At 61.1% G+C, this 22,208-nt stretch carries 18 protein-coding genes; 7 read left to right on the top strand and 11 right to left on the bottom strand.

All coding sequences use genetic code 11. From position 1 onward, the window contains the following. Nucleotides 1-71: 71 nt before the first annotated feature. From KW841_RS05795 to KW841_RS05775, 5 genes are all read right to left on the bottom strand, one after another. Nucleotides 72-839 (bottom strand): SDR family oxidoreductase, encoded by a 768-nt coding sequence (locus tag KW841_RS05795; protein ID WP_154860142.1) that lies wholly within the window; start codon nucleotides 837-839, stop codon nucleotides 72-74. Between the two features lie 117 nt (nucleotides 840-956). Next, on the bottom strand, nucleotides 957-2,024 hold the full coding sequence (locus tag KW841_RS05790; RefSeq protein WP_218474371.1) for a phosphotransferase family protein: 1,068 nt from the start codon (nucleotides 2,022-2,024) through the stop codon (nucleotides 957-959). 144 nt (nucleotides 2,025-2,168) lie between these two features. Then, nucleotides 2,169-3,134, bottom strand: a complete 966-nt coding sequence (locus KW841_RS05785) for a 2-hydroxyacid dehydrogenase (protein WP_218474369.1) — start codon at nucleotides 3,132-3,134, stop codon at nucleotides 2,169-2,171. Between the two features lie 991 nt (nucleotides 3,135-4,125). Beyond that, nucleotides 4,126-4,713 (bottom strand): TetR/AcrR family transcriptional regulator, encoded by a 588-nt coding sequence (locus KW841_RS05780; protein ID WP_218474367.1) that lies wholly within the window; start codon nucleotides 4,711-4,713, stop codon nucleotides 4,126-4,128. A gap of 27 nt (nucleotides 4,714-4,740) precedes the next feature. Next, on the bottom strand, nucleotides 4,741-5,124 hold the full coding sequence (locus tag KW841_RS05775; protein ID WP_218474365.1) for a tautomerase family protein: 384 nt from the start codon (nucleotides 5,122-5,124) through the stop codon (nucleotides 4,741-4,743). A gap of 368 nt (nucleotides 5,125-5,492) precedes the next feature. Between KW841_RS05775 and KW841_RS05770 the strand changes: the two genes are divergently transcribed. Together KW841_RS05770 and KW841_RS05765 are read left to right on the top strand one after the other, a co-directional pair. Beyond that, the gene (locus tag KW841_RS05770; protein ID WP_102674538.1) at nucleotides 5,493-6,773 is read left to right on the top strand and encodes a serine/threonine transporter; all 1,281 of its coding nucleotides are present in this window, start codon (nucleotides 5,493-5,495) and stop codon (nucleotides 6,771-6,773) included. 148 nt (nucleotides 6,774-6,921) lie between these two features. After that, entirely contained in the window at nucleotides 6,922-8,574 is a 1,653-nt protein-coding gene (locus KW841_RS05765) for a SulP family inorganic anion transporter (protein WP_218474362.1), read from the top strand. 181 nt (nucleotides 8,575-8,755) lie between these two features. Here the strand turns inward: KW841_RS05765 and acnB are convergent, their stop codons facing one another. After that, entirely contained in the window at nucleotides 8,756-11,356 is a 2,601-nt protein-coding gene (gene acnB / locus KW841_RS05760; protein WP_218474586.1) for a bifunctional aconitate hydratase 2/2-methylisocitrate dehydratase, read from the bottom strand. 454 nt (nucleotides 11,357-11,810) lie between these two features. Here acnB and KW841_RS05755 point away from each other — a divergent pair, with 454 nt between their 5' ends. Beyond that, nucleotides 11,811-12,281 (top strand): DUF1289 domain-containing protein, encoded by a 471-nt coding sequence (locus tag KW841_RS05755; RefSeq protein WP_095966964.1) that lies wholly within the window; start codon nucleotides 11,811-11,813, stop codon nucleotides 12,279-12,281. 111 nt (nucleotides 12,282-12,392) lie between these two features. Here the strand turns inward: KW841_RS05755 and KW841_RS05750 are convergent, their stop codons facing one another. Beyond that, complete coding sequence (locus KW841_RS05750) at nucleotides 12,393-13,256, bottom strand: universal stress protein (protein WP_218474360.1); 864 nt, start codon at nucleotides 13,254-13,256, stop codon at nucleotides 12,393-12,395. Between the two features lie 162 nt (nucleotides 13,257-13,418). Between KW841_RS05750 and KW841_RS05745 the strand changes: the two genes are divergently transcribed. Further along, nucleotides 13,419-14,027, top strand: a complete 609-nt coding sequence (locus KW841_RS05745) for a tRNA-(ms[2]io[6]A)-hydroxylase (RefSeq protein ID WP_218474358.1) — start codon at nucleotides 13,419-13,421, stop codon at nucleotides 14,025-14,027. A gap of 198 nt (nucleotides 14,028-14,225) precedes the next feature. On the opposite strand, the gene KW841_RS05740 is transcribed toward KW841_RS05745, so the two are convergent. Then, nucleotides 14,226-16,469, bottom strand: coding sequence for a TonB-dependent siderophore receptor (locus KW841_RS05740; protein WP_218474356.1), 2,244 nt, complete (start codon nucleotides 16,467-16,469; stop codon nucleotides 14,226-14,228). Nucleotides 16,470-16,578: 109 nt separating this feature from the next. Then, nucleotides 16,579-17,067, bottom strand: a complete 489-nt coding sequence (locus tag KW841_RS05735) for a GFA family protein (RefSeq protein WP_218474354.1) — start codon at nucleotides 17,065-17,067, stop codon at nucleotides 16,579-16,581. 366 nt (nucleotides 17,068-17,433) lie between these two features. Here KW841_RS05735 and KW841_RS05730 point away from each other — a divergent pair, with 366 nt between their 5' ends. From KW841_RS05730 to KW841_RS05720, 3 genes are all read left to right on the top strand, one after another. Then, nucleotides 17,434-18,318 (top strand): LysR substrate-binding domain-containing protein, encoded by an 885-nt coding sequence (locus KW841_RS05730; RefSeq protein WP_008050806.1) that lies wholly within the window; start codon nucleotides 17,434-17,436, stop codon nucleotides 18,316-18,318. A gap of 100 nt (nucleotides 18,319-18,418) precedes the next feature. After that, nucleotides 18,419-19,543 carry an agmatine deiminase gene (aguA, locus tag KW841_RS05725; protein WP_007976289.1) on the top strand — a complete coding sequence of 375 codons (1,125 nt, stop codon included), beginning with the start codon at nucleotides 18,419-18,421 and terminating at the stop codon, nucleotides 19,541-19,543. Nucleotides 19,544-19,545: 2 nt separating this feature from the next. Then, entirely contained in the window at nucleotides 19,546-20,643 is a 1,098-nt protein-coding gene (locus tag KW841_RS05720) for an extracellular solute-binding protein (RefSeq protein WP_218474352.1), read from the top strand. A 128-nt stretch (nucleotides 20,644-20,771) separates the two neighbouring features. Here the strand turns inward: KW841_RS05720 and KW841_RS05715 are convergent, their stop codons facing one another. Both KW841_RS05715 and KW841_RS05710 read right to left on the bottom strand, forming a co-directional pair. Next, nucleotides 20,772-21,389, bottom strand: a complete 618-nt coding sequence (locus KW841_RS05715; protein ID WP_218474350.1) for a DNA-3-methyladenine glycosylase — start codon at nucleotides 21,387-21,389, stop codon at nucleotides 20,772-20,774. A gap of 4 nt (nucleotides 21,390-21,393) precedes the next feature. Further along, a complete protein-coding gene (locus KW841_RS05710; RefSeq protein ID WP_218474348.1) occupies nucleotides 21,394-22,206 on the bottom strand; it encodes an isocitrate lyase/phosphoenolpyruvate mutase family protein in 813 nt (270 codons plus the stop codon). Between the last annotated feature and the right edge of the window lie 2 nt (nucleotides 22,207-22,208).

Raw genomic sequence — 22,208 nt, 5'->3', positions numbered from 1 at the left:
GCAATATCTTCCCCCCTATGCGTTTTCAGGGATTGATCAGTCAGTTGCCTTGTTCCGTTCAAATCCCCCCATCAAGACAAGAACCCGCCATCCACATTCAACGAAACCCCAGTCGTATAACTGGAAGCATCACTCGCCAAATACAGCACCGCCCCCGCCATCTCACTCGGATCTGCCACGCGCTTTAACGGAATCTGCTGCAGCGCCGTGTTCAAGATCGCCTCATTCTTCACCAGCGCCGAAGCAAATTTGGTGTCGGTCAGGCCCGGTAGCAGGGCATTGCAACGAATCCCGAATTGCGCGCATTCCTTGGCGAATACTTTGGTCATGTTAATCACCGCCGCCTTGGTCACCGAGTAGATGCCCTGGAAGATCCCCGGCGAAACGCCGTTGATCGAGGCGACGTTGATGATGCTGCCACCACCGTTTTCGCGCATCAGCTTGCCGGCTTCGACCGACATGAAGAAGTAGCCGCGGATGTTGACGTCGACGGTTTTCTGGAAGGCGCCGAGGTCGGTGTCCAGGACGTTGCAGAATTGCGGGTTGGTCGCGGCGTTGTTGACCAGGATGTCGAGGCGGCCGAACTGTTCCTTGATGCCGGCGAAGACCTGGCTGATCTGTTCCATTTCGCCGATGTGGCAGGCGATGGCGGTGGCCTTGCCGCCGGCAGCGATGATGGCGTCGGCGACGTGCTGGCAGCCTTCAAGCTTGCGGCTGGAGACGATCACGTGGGCACCTTGCTGGGCCAACAGTTTGGCGATGGCTTCACCGATGCCACGGCTGGCGCCGGAGACGAAAGCGATCTTGCCGTCGAGGTCGAACAACTGAGTCTTGGACATGGGATTCCCTTATGAAAAGTCTTGTTATCGAGTCAAATGCCGTGTGCGGCCAATGCTGTTCAGTCGAGGCCAGTCAGTGCGCGTTATCGTTCACGATCATCGCGAGCAGGCTCGCTCCTACAGGCTGGATTTCTGGATCACCTGCAGGCTCATCTGCTCCAGCAGCTTGTTCATGTGAATGAATTGCGCGAAGCGTTTGTCCTGGGTCTGACCATGGTAGAAGCGGTAGTAGATCTGCTGCACGATGCCGGCCAGGCGGAACAGGCCGTAGGTGTAGTAGAAATCGAAATTGTCGATCTGGATGCCTGAGCGTTGGGCGTAGTAATCGACGAACTCGCGGCGGGTCAACATGCCCGGCGCGTGGCTTGGCTGGCGGCGCATCATCTGCACCGGTGCCGGATCATCGGCTTCGATCCAGTAGGCGAGGGTGTTGCCCAGGTCCATCAGCGGATCGCCGAGGGTGGTCAGCTCCCAGTCGAGCACGCCGATGATCTGCATCGGGTTGGCCGGGTCGAGGATCACGTTGTCGAAGCGGTAGTCGTTGTGCACGATGCTGGAGGTCGGATGATCGGCCGGCATCTTGTCGTTGAGCCAGGCTTTCACCTTTTCCCATTGTGGCGCGTCCGGGGTCAGGGCCTTCTCGTAGCGATCGCTCCAGCCTTTGATCTGGCGCGCCACGTAGCCTTCTGGCTTGCCGAGGTCACCCAGGCCATAGGCGTTGTAGTCGACCTGGTGCAGTTCGACGAACTTGTCGATGAAGCTCTTGCACAGGGCTTCGGTTTTCGCCGAATCCAGCCCCAGCTCCGACGGCAGGTGGGAACGCAGGATGATGCCGTTGACCCGTTCCATCACATAGAACTCGGCACCGATCACCGATTCGTCGGTGCAGTGCACGTAGGCTTTGGGGCAGTACGGAAATCCGTCGCGCAGTTGATTGAGGATGCGGAATTCACGGCCCATGTCGTGAGCCGACTTGGCCTTGTGGCCGAAGGGCGGGCGACGCAGGACGAACTCCTGTTCGGGGTATTCCAGCAAGTAGGTGAGGTTTGAAGCGCCGCCCGGGAACTGGCTGATCTTCGGCAAACCGCTGAGCCCCGGTATATGGGCCTTGAGGTAGGGATCGATCAGGCTGGCATCGAGCTCTTCGCCGGTGCGGATACGGGTGGACTGGTCAGTAAGCGCCATGCTTATCCCTTCTGCTTATTCTGGAGGCCTGAAACTATTGGCTAATCTAATGCGCACACCCCGCAGCCACAACCGCGATCGGCTCTTATAGGTGAGCGTGTTGCCGGCCAATCATTGTTTTTGATACAGCTGTTTGAATTGCCGTCAATGAACGACCCGGCTCATGGCCGGTGGCAAGTCGATCGGCGTCAGCACCGGTTGGCTGGAGAAAAACGCCACGAGGTTCTTGCCCACCAGTTCGACGGTGCCCTGGGTGGCTTCCGGGGACAGTCCGGCGACATGGGGCGTGAGGATCACGTTGTTCAGGGTCTTGAGCGCATCCGGCACCTTCGGTTCGGCGTCGAACACATCCAGCGCGGCGCCGGCGATCCGGCGTTGCTCCAGGGCGGTGACCAGGTCGGCGGTGGCAATCACGCTGGCCCGGGCGATGTTGACGATAAATCCCTGGGGCCCCAAGGCGTCGAGCACCTGGCGATTGATCAGGTGCTTGGTGCCCAGGCCGCCGGGCGTGGCGACGATCAGGAAGTCCGAGGCGCGCGCCAGTTCGGTCGGGGTCGAACAGAACGAGTAGGGCACATCGCTGCGACGTTGCCGATTGTGGTAGCAGATGCTCATGTCGAAGCCGGCACCGGCACGTTTGGCGATGGCCATGCCGACCGCGCCGAGGCCGAGGATGCCCAGGCGTTTGCCGGCTAGGGAAGGGCGCATGATCTTCGGCCACTCGCCGCGCCGAACGGCGGCATCACAGCGGGGCACGTCGCGTACCAGCGACAGCAGCAGCGCCATGGCATGGTCGGCGACGGACGAGGCGTTGACCCCGGCACCATTGGTGACGGTGATGCCCCGGTCGGCGGCGGCCTGCAGGTCGACGTGTTCATAGCCGGCGCCGATCACACAGATGATCTTGAGTTTGGGCAGCGCGGCGATTTCATCGGCATACAGCCCCAATGGACCACGGGTCAGGACGGCGTCGATCTGCCCGGCGTGGCGGGCAATGGCTTCGGCACGCTCGGCGGGCGTCGGGGCCAGTATCAGGTGGAAGCCCTGATGTTCGAGGATAGGCAGGTAATCATTGATGGTTTCAACCAGTACCAGAACGGTTACAGGCATGCTTGGCTCCCTGTGGGCATCGGAAAATCGGCTCGAACGTCGCTTGAGATTGCTGATTTCAGGATAGCTTGGCAACCGCCGGCGATCGCGGCCTGCGCCATTTCATGCGGAACTGCGTGTGTAGGAGCTGGCTTGCCAGCGATGGTCGTTAACGATAACGCGTGTGAGCTGGATGAACGCGGCGCGCTTGAGTCCATCGCCAGCAGGCTGGCTCCTACAGTTTCAGCGTGGGCACGGTCCTTTGTGGGAGCTGGCTTGCCAGCGATGGTCGTTAACGATAACGCGTGTGAACTGGATAAACGCGGCGCGCTTGAGTCCATCGCCAGCAGGCTGGCTCCTACAGTTTTTCTGTGTGGATGCGGTCCCCTGTGGGAGCTGGCTTGCCAGCGATGGTCGTTAACGATAACGCGGGTGACCTGGATGAACGCGGCGCGCTTGAGTCCATCGCCAGCAGGCTGGCTCCTACAGTTTTAGCGTGGGCACGGTCCTTTGTGGGAGCTGGCCTGCCAGCGATGGTCGTTAACGATAACGCGTGTGGGCTGGATGAGCGCGGCGCACTGGAGTCCATCGCCAGCAGGCTGGCTCCTACAGTTTTTCTGTGTGGACGCGGTCCCCTGTGGGAGCTGGCTTGCCAGCGATGGTCGTTAACGATAACGCGTGTGAATTGGATATACGCGGCGCGCTTGAGTCCATCGCCAGCAGGCTGGCTCCTACAGTTTTTCTGTGTGGACGCGGTCCCCTGTGGGAGCTGGCTTGCCAGCGATGGTCGTTAACGATAACGCGGGTGAGCTGGATGAACGCGGCGCGCTTGAGTCCATCGCCAGCAGGCTGGCTCCTACAGTTTTTTGTGTGGACGCGGTCCCCTGTGGGAGCTGGCTTGCCAGCGATGGTCGTTAACGATAACGCGGGTGGCCTGGATGAGCGCGGCGCACTGGAGTCCATCGCCAGCAGGCTGGCTCCTACCGTTTCCCGGGATTGCGTGAAGAACCTTTTATTTTGAAGCCGAGAGTGCTGCCCGTGCAGCCTCGAGAATTTCATCCGACAGTGGATCGCCGCGGGTTGCCCGGGACAACATCAGCGCGCCGAACATCAGTGAATACTGCACCAACGCCTGCTGCCGTTTGTCGGCTTCGTCTTCGGTGTCGAGCAGTGAGCCCAGGGAGTCGAGCAGGTTGTTCAGGCCATGCAGATAGGTTTGACGCAAACCGCTCTCGGCGGCCTCATGGCACATGTCCCCGGCAAAGGCCACTACCGGGCAGCTGTCACCCGGATTGTCCCGGCTTTCGTTGGACAGGTACGTTTCGACCACGGCGCGGCGGGCGGTGTCCTTGCTCTCTTGAGCTGCAACCCGCGCTTGCCAGCGTTGCGCGGCCTGCTCGAAGGCCCGGCCACTGGCCTCTTGCGCCAGCGCTTCGCGGGATTCGAAGTGCCCGTAGAAGCCGCCGTGGGTCAGGCCCGCGGCGGCCATCACATCGACCACGCTGATTCCGTGCAAACCGCGTTCGCGGAACAGCCGCGTGGCGGCTTCGACGATGGTCTCGCGGTTGAGGTCGGCTTGTTTGCGGGAAACACGGGGCATGGGTCTTTCTCGGTTGCAGGTTGAATATCAGAGGGCGTATTGGGCAATTCCGTTGCCGAACGACCAGTTCTCTTTTTTGACTTCCACCAGATTGATGAAAACGTCCTCCGGACGCACGCCCAGCTCTGTGTGAAGGCTTTCGGCGATGGTTTTGTAGAGGTTTTTTTTCTGCTCGACGGTTCGCCCCTCGCTCATGGTGATCTGGATCACCACCAACTGGTCCGTGCGGTCGATACCCAGGTAACCGGGATCAAAGATGAAATGCTGTTCATCGTGTTCGGCGAGTATCTGAAAATTATCGTTCTCCGGCACGCCGATGGTGCTGTGCATGGCGGCGTAGATCAGTTGGCCGATGCGTTTGGCGTGGGTGGGGTCCTGATGTTTTTTGATGTCGACGCGAACCAGTGGCATGGGAAGACTCCAGGAGGAATGCAGGTTGTTTAAAAATACATGATGGTGGACCTTTATCAAGTGGCAAACGCCATCTTGCGATCAAGCGCGGGATCTGAAAACCGCCAAGTCCCTGTGGGAGCGGGCTTGCTCGCGAAGACGGCGGCACATTCAGCATTGACGTGTCTGACACACCGCTTTCGCGAGCAAGCCCGCTCCCACAGGGGGATTTTTCGTCAATCTGGTACCACCGTTCCTCACCTAAGTCTTTGCTTCTGTTCACTAATCCTCCAGAATCGCGCCCCTGTTCCGGTCAGGGCGCTGCCTGTCGGGTATTCCGACGCGTTCTGACCGGGTGGCAAGTGACCGGAATGTGGAGATCCCACCGGATGAATGATCAGGCCAATAGCGTCAACAAACGCTATGTAGCAGCAACACCCGCAACGCTTTCGAGCTGGAATCGCCAGGACACCACGTGGATGCTGGGCCTGTTTGGCACGGCGATTGGTGCGGGCACCCTGTTTTTGCCGATCAATGCGGGTCTCGGCGGTTTCTGGCCGCTGCTGATCCTGGCGTTGCTGGCGTTCCCGATGACGTTCTACGCGCACCGCGGGCTGACTCGTTTTGTGTTGTCCGGTCGCGAAGGCGCCGACATCACTGAAGTGGTGGAAGAACATTTCGGCATCAAGGCCGGTGCGCTGATCACCTTGCTGTACTTCTTCGCCATTTTCCCGATCCTGCTGATCTACAGCGTGGCCCTGACCAACACCGTGGGCAGCTTCCTCGAGCATCAACTGCACATCACGCCGCCACCGCGCGCCGTGCTGTCGCTGGTGCTGATCCTCGGCCTGCTGGCGGTGGTGCGTTGCGGTGAGCAACTGATCGTCAAGGCCATGAGCCTGATGGTCTATCCGTTCATCGTCGCCTTGCTGTTCCTGGCGGTGTACCTGGTTCCGCACTGGAACGGCGGCATCCTGACCACCGCCAGCAGCGTGCCGGCACCGTCGGCGCTGTTGCACACCCTGTGGCTGGCGATTCCGGTGATGGTGTTCTCGTTCAACCATTCGCCGATCATCTCGGCCTTCGCCGTGGACCAGAAGCGTCGCTACGGCGATCACGCCGAGGAGCGCAGCTCGCAGATCCTGTCCCGGGCGCACCTGTTGATGGTGGTGATGGTGCTGTTCTTCGTCTTCAGTTGCGTGCTGACCCTGTCGCCAGCGCAACTGGCTGAAGCCAAGGCGCAGAACCTGTCGATCCTGTCGTACCTGGCCAACCACTTCAGCAACCCGACCATCGCCTTCGCGGCGCCGTTGATTGCCTTCGTGGCCATCTCCAAGTCGTTCCTGGGGCACTACATCGGCGCCAGCGAAGGTCTCAAGGGGCTGATCGTCAAGAGCGGCAAGCGTCCGTCCGCCAAGGCCCTGGACCGCATGACCGCCGCGTTCATGCTGGTGGTGTGCTGGATCGTCGCCACGCTGAACCCGAGCATCCTGGGCATGATCGAAACCCTCGGTGGCCCGGTGATCGCGGCGATCCTGTTCCTGATGCCGATGTACGCCATTCGCAAGGTGCCGGCGATGGCACGCTATCGCGGTCAGGCGTCCAACGTCTTCGTGACGGCGGTGGGCCTGGTGGCGATCACTGCGTTGATTTATTCGTTGAGCGCGTAAGATCAAGAGATCGCAGCCTTCGGCAGCTCCTACGGTAGGCCGCGTTCCCCTGTAGGAGCTGCCGCAGGCTGCGATCTTCTGATTTTCAGCTACAGTGGCCGCTGCACGTGATACGTGCAGCGGCTTTTTTTCGCCTGGAGACATTGGATTGTCGAGCACCCCCAACGCCAACCCCACCGAGCAACCCAATCGCTGGCAGGACCTGTTGGCCGGGTTGTCGATAGCCGGCCTTTTGTTGCCCGAAGCCGTCGCCTATTCAAGCATCGCCGCAGTGGCGCCCCAGGCCGGGGTGATCGCCTTGTTTGCCGGGTTGTTGTGCTATGGCCTGTTCGGCACCAGCCGTTTTGCCATTGTTTCGGCCACTTCATCCTCCGCCGCCGTGCTGGCCGCCGCGACCGCCACCTTGGCCAATGGCGACTCTGAGCTTCGCTCGACGCTGGCCATCGGCCTGGTACTGATGACCGGGGCGTTTTTCTTGCTGGCCGGGCTGTTCAAGCTCGGCAGCGTGACGTCGTTCATCGCCAAGCCGGTGCTGCGTGGCTTTGCCTTTGGCCTGGCGTTGACCATCATTCTCAAGCAGGTCGCCAGCGTGGTTGGCGTGCATTTGACCGAAGCCAACCTGGTGGGTTTTCTGCCGCAATTGCTGGCACAACTGCCGCAATGGAACTGGGCCGCAGCCATGGTTGGTGCCGTGGCATTGGCCTTGTTATGGCTGTTCGCGCGGTTCCGGCGCCTGCCGGGTGGTTTGCTGGTGGTGGTGATCGGCATCGCGGCGGGGCAGTGGCTGGACCTGCCGGCCTATGGCGTGAAGCTGATCGGCTTGATCGACCTGAGCCTGGAGGTGCCGAAGCTGCCGGTATTGCCGTTTACCGACTGGCTGCGTGTGGGTGAGCTGGCGTTCGCCATGGTGATGATTCTGTATGCCGAGTCGTATGGCTCGATCAGTGCCTATGCGCTCAAGCACGGTGATCGCGTCACCTCGAACCGCGACCTGCTGGCACTGGGGGCTTCCAACCTGCTGTCCGGTCTGTTCCACGGAATGCCGGCGGGCGCAGGGTATTCGGCGACGTCGGCCAATGAGGCCGCCGGTGCCACTTCACGCCTGGCCGGGATCGTGGCGGCGCTGGTGGTGCTGCTCATTGTCCTGACGGTGCTGCCGTATATCGCCCTGACGCCGGAACCGATTCTCGCCGCCATCGTTATCCATGCGTTGGCGCGTGGCTTGAGCCTGCAGCCGCTGGGACGCTATTTCATCTGGCGCCGTGACCGCTTGCTGGTGATCTGCGCCGTGGGTGCGGTATTGCTACTGGGTGTGCTGGACGGCTTGCTGGTGGCGGTGGCGATCAGTGTGTTGCTGATGCTCAAGCAACTGTCGGCGGCGGATATCCAGATTCTCGGGCGCATCGATGGCGGTCACGACTTTGTCGACCTGCAACGCCATCCAACGGCGCAAGCCGTGCCTGGCGTGTTGATTGTGCGGCCGGGTGAAGCGTTGTTCTTTGCCAATGTCGAGCGGATTCTCGGCGCTGCCTTGCACTTGATCCGACATTCGCAAACGCCGATTCATACGGTGATTCTCAGCCTGGAGGAGTCGCCGGATCTGGATGGCACCAGCATTGAGGCGTTGCAGGCGTTTTTCGTGCATGTGCATCAGGAAGGCCAGTGCCTGATCCTGGCTCGCCTCAAGGACGATGCACAAACGGCGTTGGCGGCGTTGCCGCAGGTGCAATCAAGCGGTGTGATTCTGAGTGGTTTGAGTGTAGATGGGGCGGTGCAGCAGGCGCTCAAGCTGAACAAATGACTCTGCTGAATGTGCTGGCCTCATCGCGGGCAAGCCCGCTCCCACAGGTTTTGTGAACGACATTAATCACTGTGGGAGCGGGCTTGCCCGCGATGAGGCCGGAACAGGCGGTGACTTTTCATCGGCATAAAAAAACGCCGCTCATCTCACGATGGGCGGCGTTTTTCATTGCGTTGCAACGTTAGGCTTGAACGACCGGGATGTTGGCGTTCGCAGCAGCTTCACGGAACTCGGCGATCTGGTCGAAGGACAGGTAGCGGTAGACATCGGCCGCCATGCTGTCGATCTTGCCAGCGTATTCCATGTACTCCTCGACGGTCGGCAGGCGACCCAGGATGGAAGCCACGGATGCCAGCTCAGCCGAAGCCAGGTAGACGTTCGCGCCGTCACCCAGGCGGTTCGGGAAGTTACGGGTCGAAGTCGACACGACAGTCGAGTTCGGCTCTACACGTGCCTGGTTACCCATGCACAGCGAGCAGCCCGGCATTTCCATGCGCGCGCCGGCCTTGCCGTAGATGCCGTAGTAGCCTTCTTCGGTCAGTTGGTGAGCGTCCATCTTGGTCGGCGGCGACAGCCACAGACGGGTTGGCAGCTGACCCTTGACCTGTTCCAGCAACTTGCCGGCAGCGCGGAAGTGACCGATGTTGGTCATGCACGAACCGATGAACACTTCGTCGATCTTCTCGCCAGCAACGCTGGAGAGCAGGCGAGCGTCGTCCGGGTCGTTCGGAGCGCACAGTACAGGCTCCTTGATGTCGGCCAGGTCGATCTCGATGATTTCGGCGTACTCGGCGTCCTTGTCCGCTTCCATCAGCTCAGGGTTGGCCAGCCAGGCTTCCATCGCCTGGGCACGACGCTCCAGGGTACGGGCATCGCCGTAGCCTTCGCCGATCATCCAGCGCAGCAGGGTGATGTTGGACTGCAGGTATTCGGCGATCGACTCTTTGGACAGCTGGATGGTGCAACCGGCAGCCGAACGTTCAGCCGAGGCGTCGGACAGTTCGAACGCTTGCTCGACGGTCAGCTTAGGCAGGCCTTCGATCTCCAGGATGCGACCGGAGAAGGCGTTCTTCTTGCCTTTCTTCTCTACGGTCAGCAGGCCAGCCTGGATCGCGTAGTAAGGAATGGCGTGAACCAGGTCACGCAGGGTGACGCCTGGCTGCAGTTCGCCCTTGAAGCGAACCAGGACCGACTCAGGCATGTCCAGCGGCATGACGCCAGTGGCTGCGGCGAACGCAACCAGACCGGAACCGGCCGGGAACGAGATGCCGATCGGGAAACGGGTGTGGGAGTCACCACCGGTACCGACGGTATCTGGCAGCAGCATGCGGTTCAGCCACGAGTGGATGATGCCGTCGCCCGGACGCAGGGAAACACCGCCGCGGGTCATGATGAAGTCAGGCAGGGTGTGGTGGGTGGTCACGTCGATCGGCTTTGGATAAGCCGCGGTGTGGCAGAAGGACTGCATCACCAGGTCGGTCGAGAAGCCCAGGCACGCGAGGTCTTTCAGTTCGTCACGGGTCATTGGACCGGTGGTGTCCTGGGAGCCCACGGTGGTCATCTTCGGTTCGCAGTAGGTGCCCGGACGAACGCCGGTCACGCCGCAAGCCTTGCCGACCATTTTCTGCGCCAGGGTGAAACCCTTGGTGCTTTCAGCCGGTGCTTCAGGCTTCTTGAACAGGGTCGAAGGTGGCAGACCCAGCTCGGCGCGAGCCTTCTCGGTCAGGCCACGGCCGATGATCAGCGGAATACGGCCGCCGGCACGAACTTCGTCCAACAGGACCGGGGTCTTCATTTCGAAGGTGGTCAGGACTTCGTCGGTGCCGTGTTTGCAGACTTTGCCAGCATGCGGGTACAGGTCGATCACGTCGCCCATGTTCATGTTGGAAACGTCGAATTCGATTGGCAGTGCGCCAGCATCTTCCATGGTGTTGTAGAAGATCGGAGCGATCTTGTTGCCGAAGCAGAAACCGCCGGCACGCTTGTTCGGCACGTAAGGAACGTCGTCGCCGAAGAACCACAGCACCGAGTTGGTTGCCGATTTACGCGAAGAACCGGTACCGACCACGTCGCCGACGTAGGCGATCGGGAAGCCGGCGTTGCGCATTTCTTCGATCTGCTTCATCGGACCGGTGACGCCTTGTGCGTCCGGCACGATGCCGTCGCGCGCCATTTTCAGCATGGCCAGGGCGTGCAGCGGGATGTCCGGGCGGGACCAGGCATCCGGAGCAGGGGACAGGTCGTCGGTGTTGGTTTCGCCGGAGACCTTGAACACGCGCAGGCTGATCTTGTCGGCCAGGGTAGGGCGCTTGACGAACCACTCGCCGTCAGCCCAGGACTGCAGCACGCCTTTGGCGTGAACGTTGCCGTTCTTGGCTTTTTCCGCGACGTCGTGGAAGGCATCGAACATCAGCAGGGTGTGCTTGAGTTCTTCGGCAGCTACTGGCGCCAGTTCGGCATCGTCCAGCAGGTTTACCAGGGTCACGATGTTGTAGCCGCCCTGCATGGTGCCGAGCAGTTCAACAGCGCGCTTCTTGTCGATCAGGGGGGAGTTGGCTTCGCCCTTGGCGATGGCGGACAGGAAACCGGCCTTGACATAGGCTGCTTCGTCCACTCCAGGCGGAACGCGATTGGTGATCAGGTCAACGAGGAATGCTTCTTCGCCAGCCGGGGGATTTTTCAGCAGCTCGACCAGGCCTGCAGTTTGTTCGGCGTTTAGCGGCTGGGGAACGATACCCAGTGCTGCGCGCTCTTCGATATGTTTGCGGTAGGCTTCAAGCACAGTTATTACCCTCATCAGTGGTCCCAAATGGGTGTCCGGGACGCTCATCCCGAAATTGCCGTACTCATGCGCTGCATGGCGTTGTGAGCCACTTAGCCAGAATTACCGACAATTCCTTACAGAAGCTGCTTTCAAAGTTTTACGCCTGCAGAACGGGAGCTGATGAGGGTTGGCGTTGGGCTTTTCCCCGCTGGAAAAACCCCTCGCCAACACCGCTCTGAAGGAACGACTGTGCTCGTGACGCTTTGAAAACAGCTTCTAACGGACATTGGCGCCTAAAAAGGCAGGCTGATTCTACGGCAAAAAAAAATTTAAGGTAAGTCAGGTTTTATTGGACTTTGGTGGCGGCCGCTAAACGCCGATTTAGCCATGGCCCTGAACTTTGAGGGGTGATCAATGGTGGACAAAGGTCTAACATGCCGGCCTGTTCTGCTTTTTCGCGTTTTGCCTACCTATGCCCAATCAGACCATCAAGACGCCGTGCGTCGGCCTTTGCTCCACTGTTTACGGTGACCTGGTGTGCCGTGGCTGCAAGCGTTTCCACCACGAAGTGATCCACTGGAACGGTTACAACGAGGAGGAAAAGCGCGCTGTATGGCTGCGTCTTGAGCAATTGCTGTCGCAGGTGATGGCCGCCAAGGTGGAAATTTTCGATCCGGCGCAGCTGCGGATGCAGCTGGAGCAACGCAAGATCCGTTTCGTACCCCATCAGTCGGAATATTGCTGGGCCTACCAGTTGATCGCCCGGGGCGCGCGGGTGATCAACAACCTGGAAGCCTACGGGATGGTGTTGCTGCCGGAGTTTCGCGACTGGAACCTGCCGGAACTGCGCGATGCCATTGATCGGGAGTTTTTCCTGCTCTCCGAGGCGCACTACCAGCGCTACATAGCGCCGGGGTTCCTCAAGGACGCGTTTGAAGGCTGATTTTTAAAAGCTTCGCGAGCAAGCCCGCTCCCACAGGGGATTTGCGTCGTTCACAAATCCTCTGTGGGAGCGGGCTTGCTCGCGAAGACGGCCTTTCAATCACCACCTATCTCAATGCTTGCCGGCAATCTCCTCAAGATGATCCTCGATCTCCGTCGGCTTGAGCACCAGCACATCGCTCTCGACCGCATCGAGTACCACTTCCGCCGTATTGCCGATCAACGCGCCTGACAACCCGCTACGGGCCACGGTGCCGATGACGGTCACGGCCGCCTGCAGCTTGTGCACCATGAACGGAATCAACACGTCCGCCGGACCTTCCTCGATGTGCAGGTGATCATCGTCGATGTCGAACTCGGCCTGGAACGACTTGCACTGCTCGCGGTAGCGCGCCTGGATGGTTTCGCTGAGTTGAAATGTCGGGTCGGCCGACGACAGCATCGGCGACGGGTGGGCGCTGATCACGTGCAAACGGGCCTTGGCCAGGGTTGCGATGTCATAGCCATGATCAATGATGGTGTTGTGCAGGTGGCGGTGTTCGAGGTCGGTGTTGCCGACGTCGATGGCTGCCAGGATCACTTTGTCTTTCCATGAGCCAGCGGTTTTCACCAGCAGTACCGGGGAAGGGCATTGGCGCAGCAATTTCCAGTCCTCGGGTGTCAGCAGGGCCTTTTTCAGGGCGCTGTCGGGAAAGTGCTGCTTCACCACCAGACCGCAGCCTTCGGCTTGCTGCACCTCGACGATGGTTTGATGCAGGCTCTGGTTCCAGGCCTGCTCGGTGGTGACGCTGAAGCCATCCTCCGTCAAAGCGACCTTGAGCACACTCAACATGGCACTGTGATCATGTTTGGGGTCGCACACCAGCAGATGCAACTGCGCCTGGGTCACGCCGGCGATCAGCTTCGCCCGTTTGAGCGCCAGGCTTTCGGAGTGTTCGGGGTCGATGACCACCAGAATGCTGCGTACGGCTTGCATGAGTGCGATCTCCTGAAAATTAAAAAGCACGGCGTTGCACAACTATAGTTGCTGCCTGCGATTCGGGGACTTGATGCATATCAACGGTTGGCGACTGGTGGTCTGCGGGCAGGCCGGTATAATCGGCGCCCTTCGTTTTGAACCTATTTGTCCGTGAGCCCCATGATCCTTCCCGAAATTCACGAGTTCCTTGGCTGCCGCACCCCCGACGGCTGGGTTCAAGCCGCGCTGGTCGATCAGGAAACCTTGCTGATCGACCACAAGAACTGCGAATTCAAGGCCGCCAGCACTGCGTTGAGCCTGATCGCCAAGTACCATTCCCACGTCGACCTGATCAACATGATGTCGCGCCTGGCCCGTGAAGAACTGGTGCACCACGAGCAGGTCATGCGCCTGATGAAGCGCCGCAAGATTGCGCTGCGCCAGTTGTCCGCCGGGCGTTATGCGTCGGGCCTGCGCAAGGTGGTGCGCAGTCACGAGCCGGTGAAACTGGTGGACACCTTGGTGGTGGGCGCCTTCATCGAGGCCCGCAGTTGCGAGCGTTTCGAAGCGCTGGTGCCGCATCTGGACGAAGAACTGGGCAAGTTCTATTTCGGCCTGCTCAAGAGCGAGGCCCGGCATTTCCAGGGTTACCTGAAACTGGCCTACCAGTATGGCGACGCCAGGGACATCGCCCAGGTGATCGACAAGGTCCGCGCCGCCGAACAGGAACTGATCGAATCCCCGGATGTGGAATTCCGTTTCCATAGCGGCGTACCGGTCGCGGCATAATCACGTAAACCCGGGAAACTGTAGGAGCCAGCTTGCTGGCGATGGACTCAAATGCGCCGCGTTCATCCAGTGCACACGCGTTTTCGTTAACGACCATCGCAGGCAAGCCAGCTCCCACAAGGGATCGTGACCTTCAAACCAGTGAAATTCCCAAAAAAACCGGCAAAAAAAGGCCGGTTTTTTGTCAGGTACCCAGCTTCAGAAATCCCACGTGGTGGTCAACATCACATTGCGTGGTTCGCCGTAGTACGTGGTGTCGAAGTTGCCCAGGCCTGTCAGGTAACGTTTGTCGAAGACGTTGTTGGCATTGACGGTGAAGCTCAGGTGCTCGTTGAACTGGTAGCGGCTCATCAGGTCGACGAGGGTGTAACCGCCTTGCTTGATGCGGGTGTAGTCGCCCACGGTCGGGCTGTAGATCTTGCCGTAGAACGCGCTCTGCCAGCTGATGCCGCCTCCGATGGTCACCTTGTCCAGTGCGCCGGGCAGGCGGTAGGTGGTGAACGTACGCACGACGTGTTCCGGTTTGCTGGTGGACAGCGGGAAGCCGAAGATGCGCTGTTCATCAGCGTCACGGGTGCGGGCGTAGGTGTAGCCGGCCGACACGTTCCAGCCTTCGGCCAGTTCACCGGCCAATTCCAGCTCCACGCCTTTGGTGGTCGCGCCGTCGACGGCTTTGTAGATGCCTTCGTTGGTCACCGCGTTGGTGCCGATCGATTCAGCGAGGTTGTCTTGCTCGATGCGGAAGAAGGCCAGGCTGGCATTCAGGCGCCCGTCGAAGTAGGCGGCTTTCAGGCCGGCTTCGTAGCTGTCGCCTTCGACCGGTGCCAGGGTCGAGCCGTTGATGTCCTTGTAGGTTTGCGGCTGGTAGATGCTGGTGTAGCTGGCGTAGGCCGAGTAGGTGTCGTCCAGGTCATAGACCACACCGGCATAAGGCGTGACCACGCCATGTTCCTTGTAGCTGGCATGGGTGTCATCGAGTCCCGCACCCGGGTAGTACGAATAGTCTTCGTTGTACTTGAAGGTGCTCAAGCGGCTGCCGAGGATGATCGACAGGTCATCGGTCGCGTGCAGGCGCGTGGCCAGGTACAGGCCGTTCTGGCTTTGGGTGCGTTCGTACTTGCCGTTCTTCGGGAAGTCCTGTTCCGGCAGATCGCCATTCCAGTCGTAAATGCTCCCCGGGACCATGGCGAAGGCACTGGTGTCGAAGGTCGCGCCGGTCTGGCGCGAGTGGGAGGCCATGAAACCGGCCACCAGTTCATGCTCGCGGCCACCCAGGGAGAAGGGGCCGGTGACGTTCACGTCAGCGGTGTTTTGCACCCGATGACCTTCCCAGCGACCCCAGTACAGGAACATGCCTTCACCGGTGGCACGGTCCGGGTTGCCGCCACTGGCCGAGGCCAGGCGAGTGTCGTGATCGGTGGTTTTCTGGTCGAAAGTGGCCTTGAACTTCCAGTCGTTGGCCAAAGCCTGTTCCAGGGAGGCGAAGTAGGTGATGTCGTCGAAGTCGCGACGACTCCAGTCGGCGCCCGGGTTGAAGTGACGCGGGAAGTCGGTACGGCCGCCGTCCGAAAAGTACACCGGGTTGCCGGTCCAGGACGAGCCGCGCGGAGTGGCGCTGGACTTGTCGACGCCGAAGGTCAGCAGGGTGTCGGGCGTCAGGTCGGCTTCGAGGACGCCGTAGAACAGGTCCTTCTTCTGGCTGTAGTGATCCTGGTAGGAGTTCTTGTCGGAATAAGCGCCGACAAAGCGGCCACGTACGCTGCCGGCATCGTTCAGTGAACCGGAAATGTCGCCGACGCTGCGATAGGCATCCCACGAACCGACGGTGCCGCTGATCGACGCCTTGAATTCCTTGGTCGGCTTCTTGCGGATCAGGTTGACGGTGGCAGCCGGGTCGCCCGAACCGGTCATCAGGCCGGTCGCACCCTTGACGATTTCGATGTGGTCCAGGCTGGAGGCGTCGTCGCTGTTGCTGGGGTTTTCACCGTAGACGCCGTCATACGGGATGTTGATGCCGTCGTACTGGAAGTTGGTGATGGCAAAACCACGGGCGGAAAACTCGGTGCGGTCACTGTCGTACTTCTGCGTCGAAATGCCGGGGGTGTTGCGCAGCGCGTCGCCGACGGTCTGCACGCCGCGGTCGTCCATCTGCTGACGGGTGATGACGGTCACCGATTGCGGCGTTTCGCGGATCGACAGGGGCAGGCCGGTGGCCGAAGACGTTGAACCGGTGGTGTAGGAGTGGGTGCCTTCGGTGGTGGCGCCCAGCGCCTGGGCGGAAATGGTCGTTGCGCCCAGTTGCAGTACGCCGTCGTCCTTTGCCGGTTTCTTCTCGGCATCGGTTTCAGCGGCGTGGGCAGTGAGGCTCAGCAGGGCGGCGGGCAGGGCCAGCGCCAGAGGGCACAAGGCAAAACGGAAACGGGCGACAAGCGGGTGCGACATGGGGATCCCTTTGCATCGAATCGATCGGTAGTTGAAGTGCTTCTGAGGGGTTAACCGAACGAAACATGCAAAGGGGAACTGCCGCCTGAAAAAAAATTGATAATTATTCTCAGCGAGCCAGGCCGAGACGTTCATGCCAATGGGCGATGGATTCTTCAGGGTACAGATCGAACTGCTGATCCCCGGGCTGCGCCTGGACCTCCACCCACGGCGCTTTCGAGCCGAGCATCAGGTGCGTGTGCTCCGGTGGCACCGGCAGTTGCGTGTCGATGGCCGAGGCGAATGGATGAATCAATTCCGGCCACTGCGGGCTGAACAGCCACAGGCCCGAGCCGCAGACCGCACAGAAATGCCGCTCGGCGCTGCTGCTGTGGGCGCGTTTATCGCCCTCTTCCTTGAGCCGCGCATGGTAAATCGCGATGTGCTTGCGCCCGCGCACCTTGAGGCTGGCGGCATCGCCACCGAGGTTGATCGCATAGCCGCCACCGCCCTGGGTCTTGCGGCAGATCGAGCAGTAGCAACGCTGGTACGGGTAGGGGTGGGCGCAGGTCAGGCTGAACGACACCGCGCCGCAATGGCAGGAACCTTCGAGTTGCATGGGAGCCTCCGGCTGTCTTGAGCGTACCCGGGACAGCCTAGACCGTTAGCGTGACTCGGCAGGCGCGAAAAGCCAGGGTGAGTTCGGCTTCGCCGCTTTGTGCGCGGGTCACGTCCAGCATGTGCCGGGTGCGGGTGGATGTCATGATCCATAAGGGAAGGTGATGGGCGGGTGGATTTGTGGTGAGTGGGCCGGCCTCATCGCTGGCAAGCCAGCTCCCACAGTGGATCGAAGTGCACAAAAATCCGTATTTGCCACGGCCCCCTGTGGGAGCTGGCTTGCCAGCGATGAACGATAACGCGGTGATACTGGACGCCTGCCAAAGGCCAAGTCAGCATGTCCCCCTCGAAACCGGGACACGACCTGATGCGACGATTACCTTCCCTGGCAGCCCTGCGAACCTTCGAATGCGCCGCCCGCCATGCCCATTTCGGCCGGGCGGCGGCCGAGTTGTGTGTCACCGACAGCGCGGTCAGCCACCAGATTCGCCAGCTCGAGGAGCAGCTCGGTGTGCCGCTGTTCGTGCGCGAAGGCCGGCAGATTCGCCCGACCCTGGCCGCCGGGCGCCTGATGCAGAGTTTGCAGCAGGCGTTCGAACTGATTGGCGATGCCTGCGATGAACTGCGCGATCCTTCATCGCTCGCGGTGCTGCGCCTGGCGGTGACCGCCGAGCTGGCGCAAAAGTGGCTGATGAGCCGTCTCACGGATTTCTATGCGCGCTATCCGCACATCACCCTGCACCTGTACGAACAACCGATCGACGCCACGGCACCGGGGGAAGACATCGACCTGGCGATCACCTACGGCACCGGCCCGGTGGACAGCAGCGCGTATTTCGTCCGACCGCTGCCGGCGCTGCAGTTCTTCCCCGTGTGCAGTCCCGGCCTGTTCAACCAGGGCACGCTGAAAACCCCGAAGGACCTGGCCCGCCATTGCCTGCTGCACGACGACCAGGACGGCAAGACCTGGACCGCATGGCTCACCAGCCATGCCGGTGACCAGCGCCCCGACCGCCAGCTGTATTTCGCCCATGCCGGGCTGGCGCTGGAGGCGGCGGCGCAAGGGCAGGGCGTGGCCATGGGCGACAACCTGACGGCCCAGGAAGATTTGCTCAGCGGCCGTCTGGTACGGCCGTTCACGTCGAGCATGACTGCCCTGGGCCAATACGCGCTGGTGTGCGAACGGGTGCGGCTGGAGCGTCCGGCCGTGGCGCAGATGCTGGAATGGTTCAATGATCAGTTGCTCGATTGATGAGTTGAATTCAAGTATTCCGAAATAATCATCGTTGGCGGGCCAGTCGCCAACGCCCTTAGCCTGTGGTCATTCCAATCCCTGCTGAAGAGGTTTGACCATGGCCCGTTTGCTCGACACCACTCCCAAACAGGACGGTTTCCGTCTGCCCGGCGAATTCGAAGCCAAGTCCGGTTGCTGGCTCGGCTGGCCGGAGCGCACCGACGTCTGGCGCAACGGTGCCAAGCCTGCGCAGAAAGTCTGGGTGCAGATCGTCACCGCCATTTCCATGAGCGAACCGGTCACCGTGTGCGCCTCGGCGGCACAGTTCGCCACCGCGCGCCGGCAGTTGCCACCGCAGGTGCGTGTGGTGGAAATGACCTGCAACGACACCTGGTTCCGCGACAGCGGCCCGTGCTTCGTGGTCAATGACCAGAGCGGCGAAGTGCGCGGCGTCGACTTCGAATTCAATGCCTACGGCGGACTCGACGGCGGCCTGTACTACCCGTGGGACAAGGACGATCAAATCGCGAGCAAGATCCTCGAAATCGAACGCTTCGACCGCTATCGCGCCCCCTTGATTGCCGAACTGGGCGGCATCCAGAGCGACGGCCAGGGCAGCATCCTCACCACCGAGCAATGCCTGCTCAATCGCAACCGCAACCAGCATCTGGGCAAGGATGAAGTCACCCGTCGCCTGACCGACTACCTCGGCGCCGAGCAGGTGATCTGGCTGCCGCGGGGCTGCAAGTTCGACGAAACCGATGGCCACGTCGACGACCTCGCCTGCTTCGTGCGCCCCGGTGAAGTGGTGCTGCAATGGACCGACAACCGCGACGACCCGCAGTGGGAAATCTATCAGGAAGCCTACGACATCCTGCGCAGCACCCGCGACAGTCGCGGCCGCGAGTTGATCGTGCACAAGCTGCCGCAACCCGATGTGCTGGAATGGACGGCCGAAGAAGCCGAAGGGCTGGACCAGCAGGACAGCACCCATACCCGCCAGGCCGGGACCAAGATTTGCGCGTCGTACATCAACTACTACGCCGGCAACAGCGCCATCGTGGTGCCGCTGTTTGGTGATCGCAACGACAAGGTGGCGCTGGCGACCCTGGCCGAGCTGTTTCCGAAACACAGCATCGTCGGCATCGAAAACTCCCGGGAAATCCTCCTCGGCGGCGGCAACGTCGCGTGCATCACCATGCCGCAGTACGCCGGCACTGCTTGCAACAAAAAGGGAGTGTGACCATGGGCCTGCACAAACTGACTCAAGCAATACTGCTGGTGCTTGCACCCCTGTGTGTGCAGGCCGCCGACAGCGTCAGACCGGTAGTCAACCTGTATATCTGGGGCGAGTACCTGGCCCCGGATACCCTGAAAAACTTCGAGGAAAAAACCGGCATTCATGTGGTGGTCGACCACTTCGATTCCCTGGAAACCGTCGAGACCAAGCTGCTCACCGGTCGCAGTGGCTACGACCTGGTGTTGACGGCGGGGCAGCACCTGTCGCGCGCCATCGAGAGTGGTGCGGTGCAGACGGTCGACAAGCAGCAACTGCCGCATTTCGCTGGCGTCGGCGAGGAGTTCCGCCAGCACATGGCGGTGTTCGATCCGGGCAACCGCTATGCCGGGATCTACGCCTGGGGCACCACGGGCGTGGGTTATCAGGAACAGGCCGTGAAACAGCGCCTGCCCGACGCGCCGACCGACAGTTGGGCGATGCTGTTCGACCCGGCCGTGGTCTCGAAATTCGCCGATTGCGGGGTCAGCCTGCTCAATGATCCCAATGAAGTGTTCGCGGCGGTCATGAAGTACATGGGGCTGGACATCAATCGCCAGAACCTCGACGACCTGAAACTCGCCGAGCAGCAACTGGCGAAGATCCGGCCGTACATCCGCTACTTCGACAACGACCTGAACATCAGCGACCTGGCCAACGGCAACACCTGCGTGGCGATGTCGTGGAACGGCAACGTGGGCATCGCGGCGGGCCAGGCCGAGGCGGCGGGCAAACCCTATTCGCTCCAGTACCGGATTCCGAAGGAGGGCACGTTGATCTGGTTCGATGCCATGGTCATTCCCAAGGATGCGCCGCATCCGAAGGCCGGCCTGGCCTTGATGGACTACCTGATGACCCCGCAAGTGATTGCGCCGATCACCGACACCATCCATTACGCCAATGCGATCACGGCGGCGGATGGCTTGATCGACCCGGCGATCCGCAATGATCCGGGGACGTATCCACCGGCCGCGGTCAAGGCTTCGTTGTACAGCAAGAATGACAATGGCAAGGCGTTCAACCGGGCGTTGATCCGGGCGTTCAGCCGGTTGAAGTCGGGGTTGTGATGCTGTGTTGACTGGACTGACGTCTTCGCGGGCAAGCCCGCTCCCACAGGTTTAGCGGTATACATATTTTTTGTGTACGACTCGGACACTGTGGGAGCGGGCTTGCCCGCGAAGAACGATAACGCGGTCTACCGCCCGGGCACCCGCCACAAATACCAGGCCGCCACCGTCCGGTAAGGGCTCCAAGCCGAGCCGATCTCGATCATCTGCTTGCGTGTCGGCTGCACCTGGAGCCCCTTGAGCCGGCGATAACCCTCACGCACGCCAAAGTCGTCGGCCGGCAGGATGTCCGGGCGTTCCAGGCTGTAGATCAGCAGCATCTCCACGGTCCAGCGCCCGACGCCGCGCAACGTGATCAACCGCTCGATCAGTGCTTCATCGTCCATGGCCAGCGCCGTGGCGTAATCCGGCACCACACCGTCCAGCGCTGCCTGGGCGATACCCTGGATGGTCGCGATCTTGCTCGCGGAAAACCCGCAACTGCGCAATCGGTCGAAGTCCGTGGCGACGATCTGTTCAGGCCGGGGAAAGGCACCCGAACCGAACAGCGCCAGCAGCCGCCCGACAATCGCATCGCCGGCCTTGGCGTGCAGTTGCTGATAGGCAATTGCCCGCACCAGTGACTCATAGGGATCACGCGCCGCATGCGGCTGGTGCAGGCACGGGCCGATGGCATCGATGTGGCGGCGCCAGTCGTCATCGATGGCGGCCAGGAACTCACTGGCAGCCTGATAACTGTCGGTCATGGACTCAGGCTTTCCCGGACGGTTTCAACAGGGCGTTGATTTCGCCATAGGTGAAGGCCTTCAGGTTGTGGCTATCGAACTTGCCGGTTTGCAGAAAGCTTTGGGCAATACCGGCCATGGCACCGTAGAGGAATTCGGCGATGCCGGAACCGGCGCTCAGACGGCGTACGCCGAGCGCTTCAAGCGCTTCGGGCGACGGCAGGCCCGGGAACCCCAGCACATTCAATGGCAACGAGGTGCCGTGGCACAGCGCCTTGATCTCGTACTCGGCGGTAACGCCCGCCGCAAACAGGCCATTGGCACCGGCCGCCTGATACAGCGCGGCGCGCCTGAGGGTTTCGGCGACGCGGTCTTCGGCAGGCACCAGGCCGCGCAGGTAGACATCGGTGCGCGCATTGATGAACAGGTTCACGTTACGTCGATCGGCCACCTGGCGCGCGGTTTCAATCTTGCGTACCAGCAACTGCGGCGGCGAGGAACCGTCTTCGATATTGATCCCCACCGCGCCGGCGGCGATCACCGCGTCAACCACCTGTGCCACCCGTTCCAGGTCATCGGAGTAACCGGCCTCGATGTCCACGGTCAGCGGCACCGAAATGACCCGGGCAATCGACTCGACGGTCGAGACCAGGCGCTCAAGGGGCAGGGTGTTACCGTCCGGATAGCCATGCACCCAGGCCACCGCGGCGCTGCTGGTGGCCACCGCCTTGTTGCCCAGTTGCTCCACCAGTCGCGCCCCGGCGGCATCGGCGACGTTGGTGAGGATCAGCAGACCCTCGTGATGCAGTTGGTGCAGTTGATTGTCGAGCCTGTCCATCG

The sequence above is a fragment of the Pseudomonas sp. PDM28 genome (assembly GCF_019219115.1).
GTDB classification, from domain to species: Bacteria; Pseudomonadota; Gammaproteobacteria; order Pseudomonadales; family Pseudomonadaceae; genus Aquipseudomonas; species Aquipseudomonas laurylsulfatiphila.
Note: the sequence above shows the minus strand (reverse complement) of the source record. Positions and strands in the feature narration are given on the sequence as shown.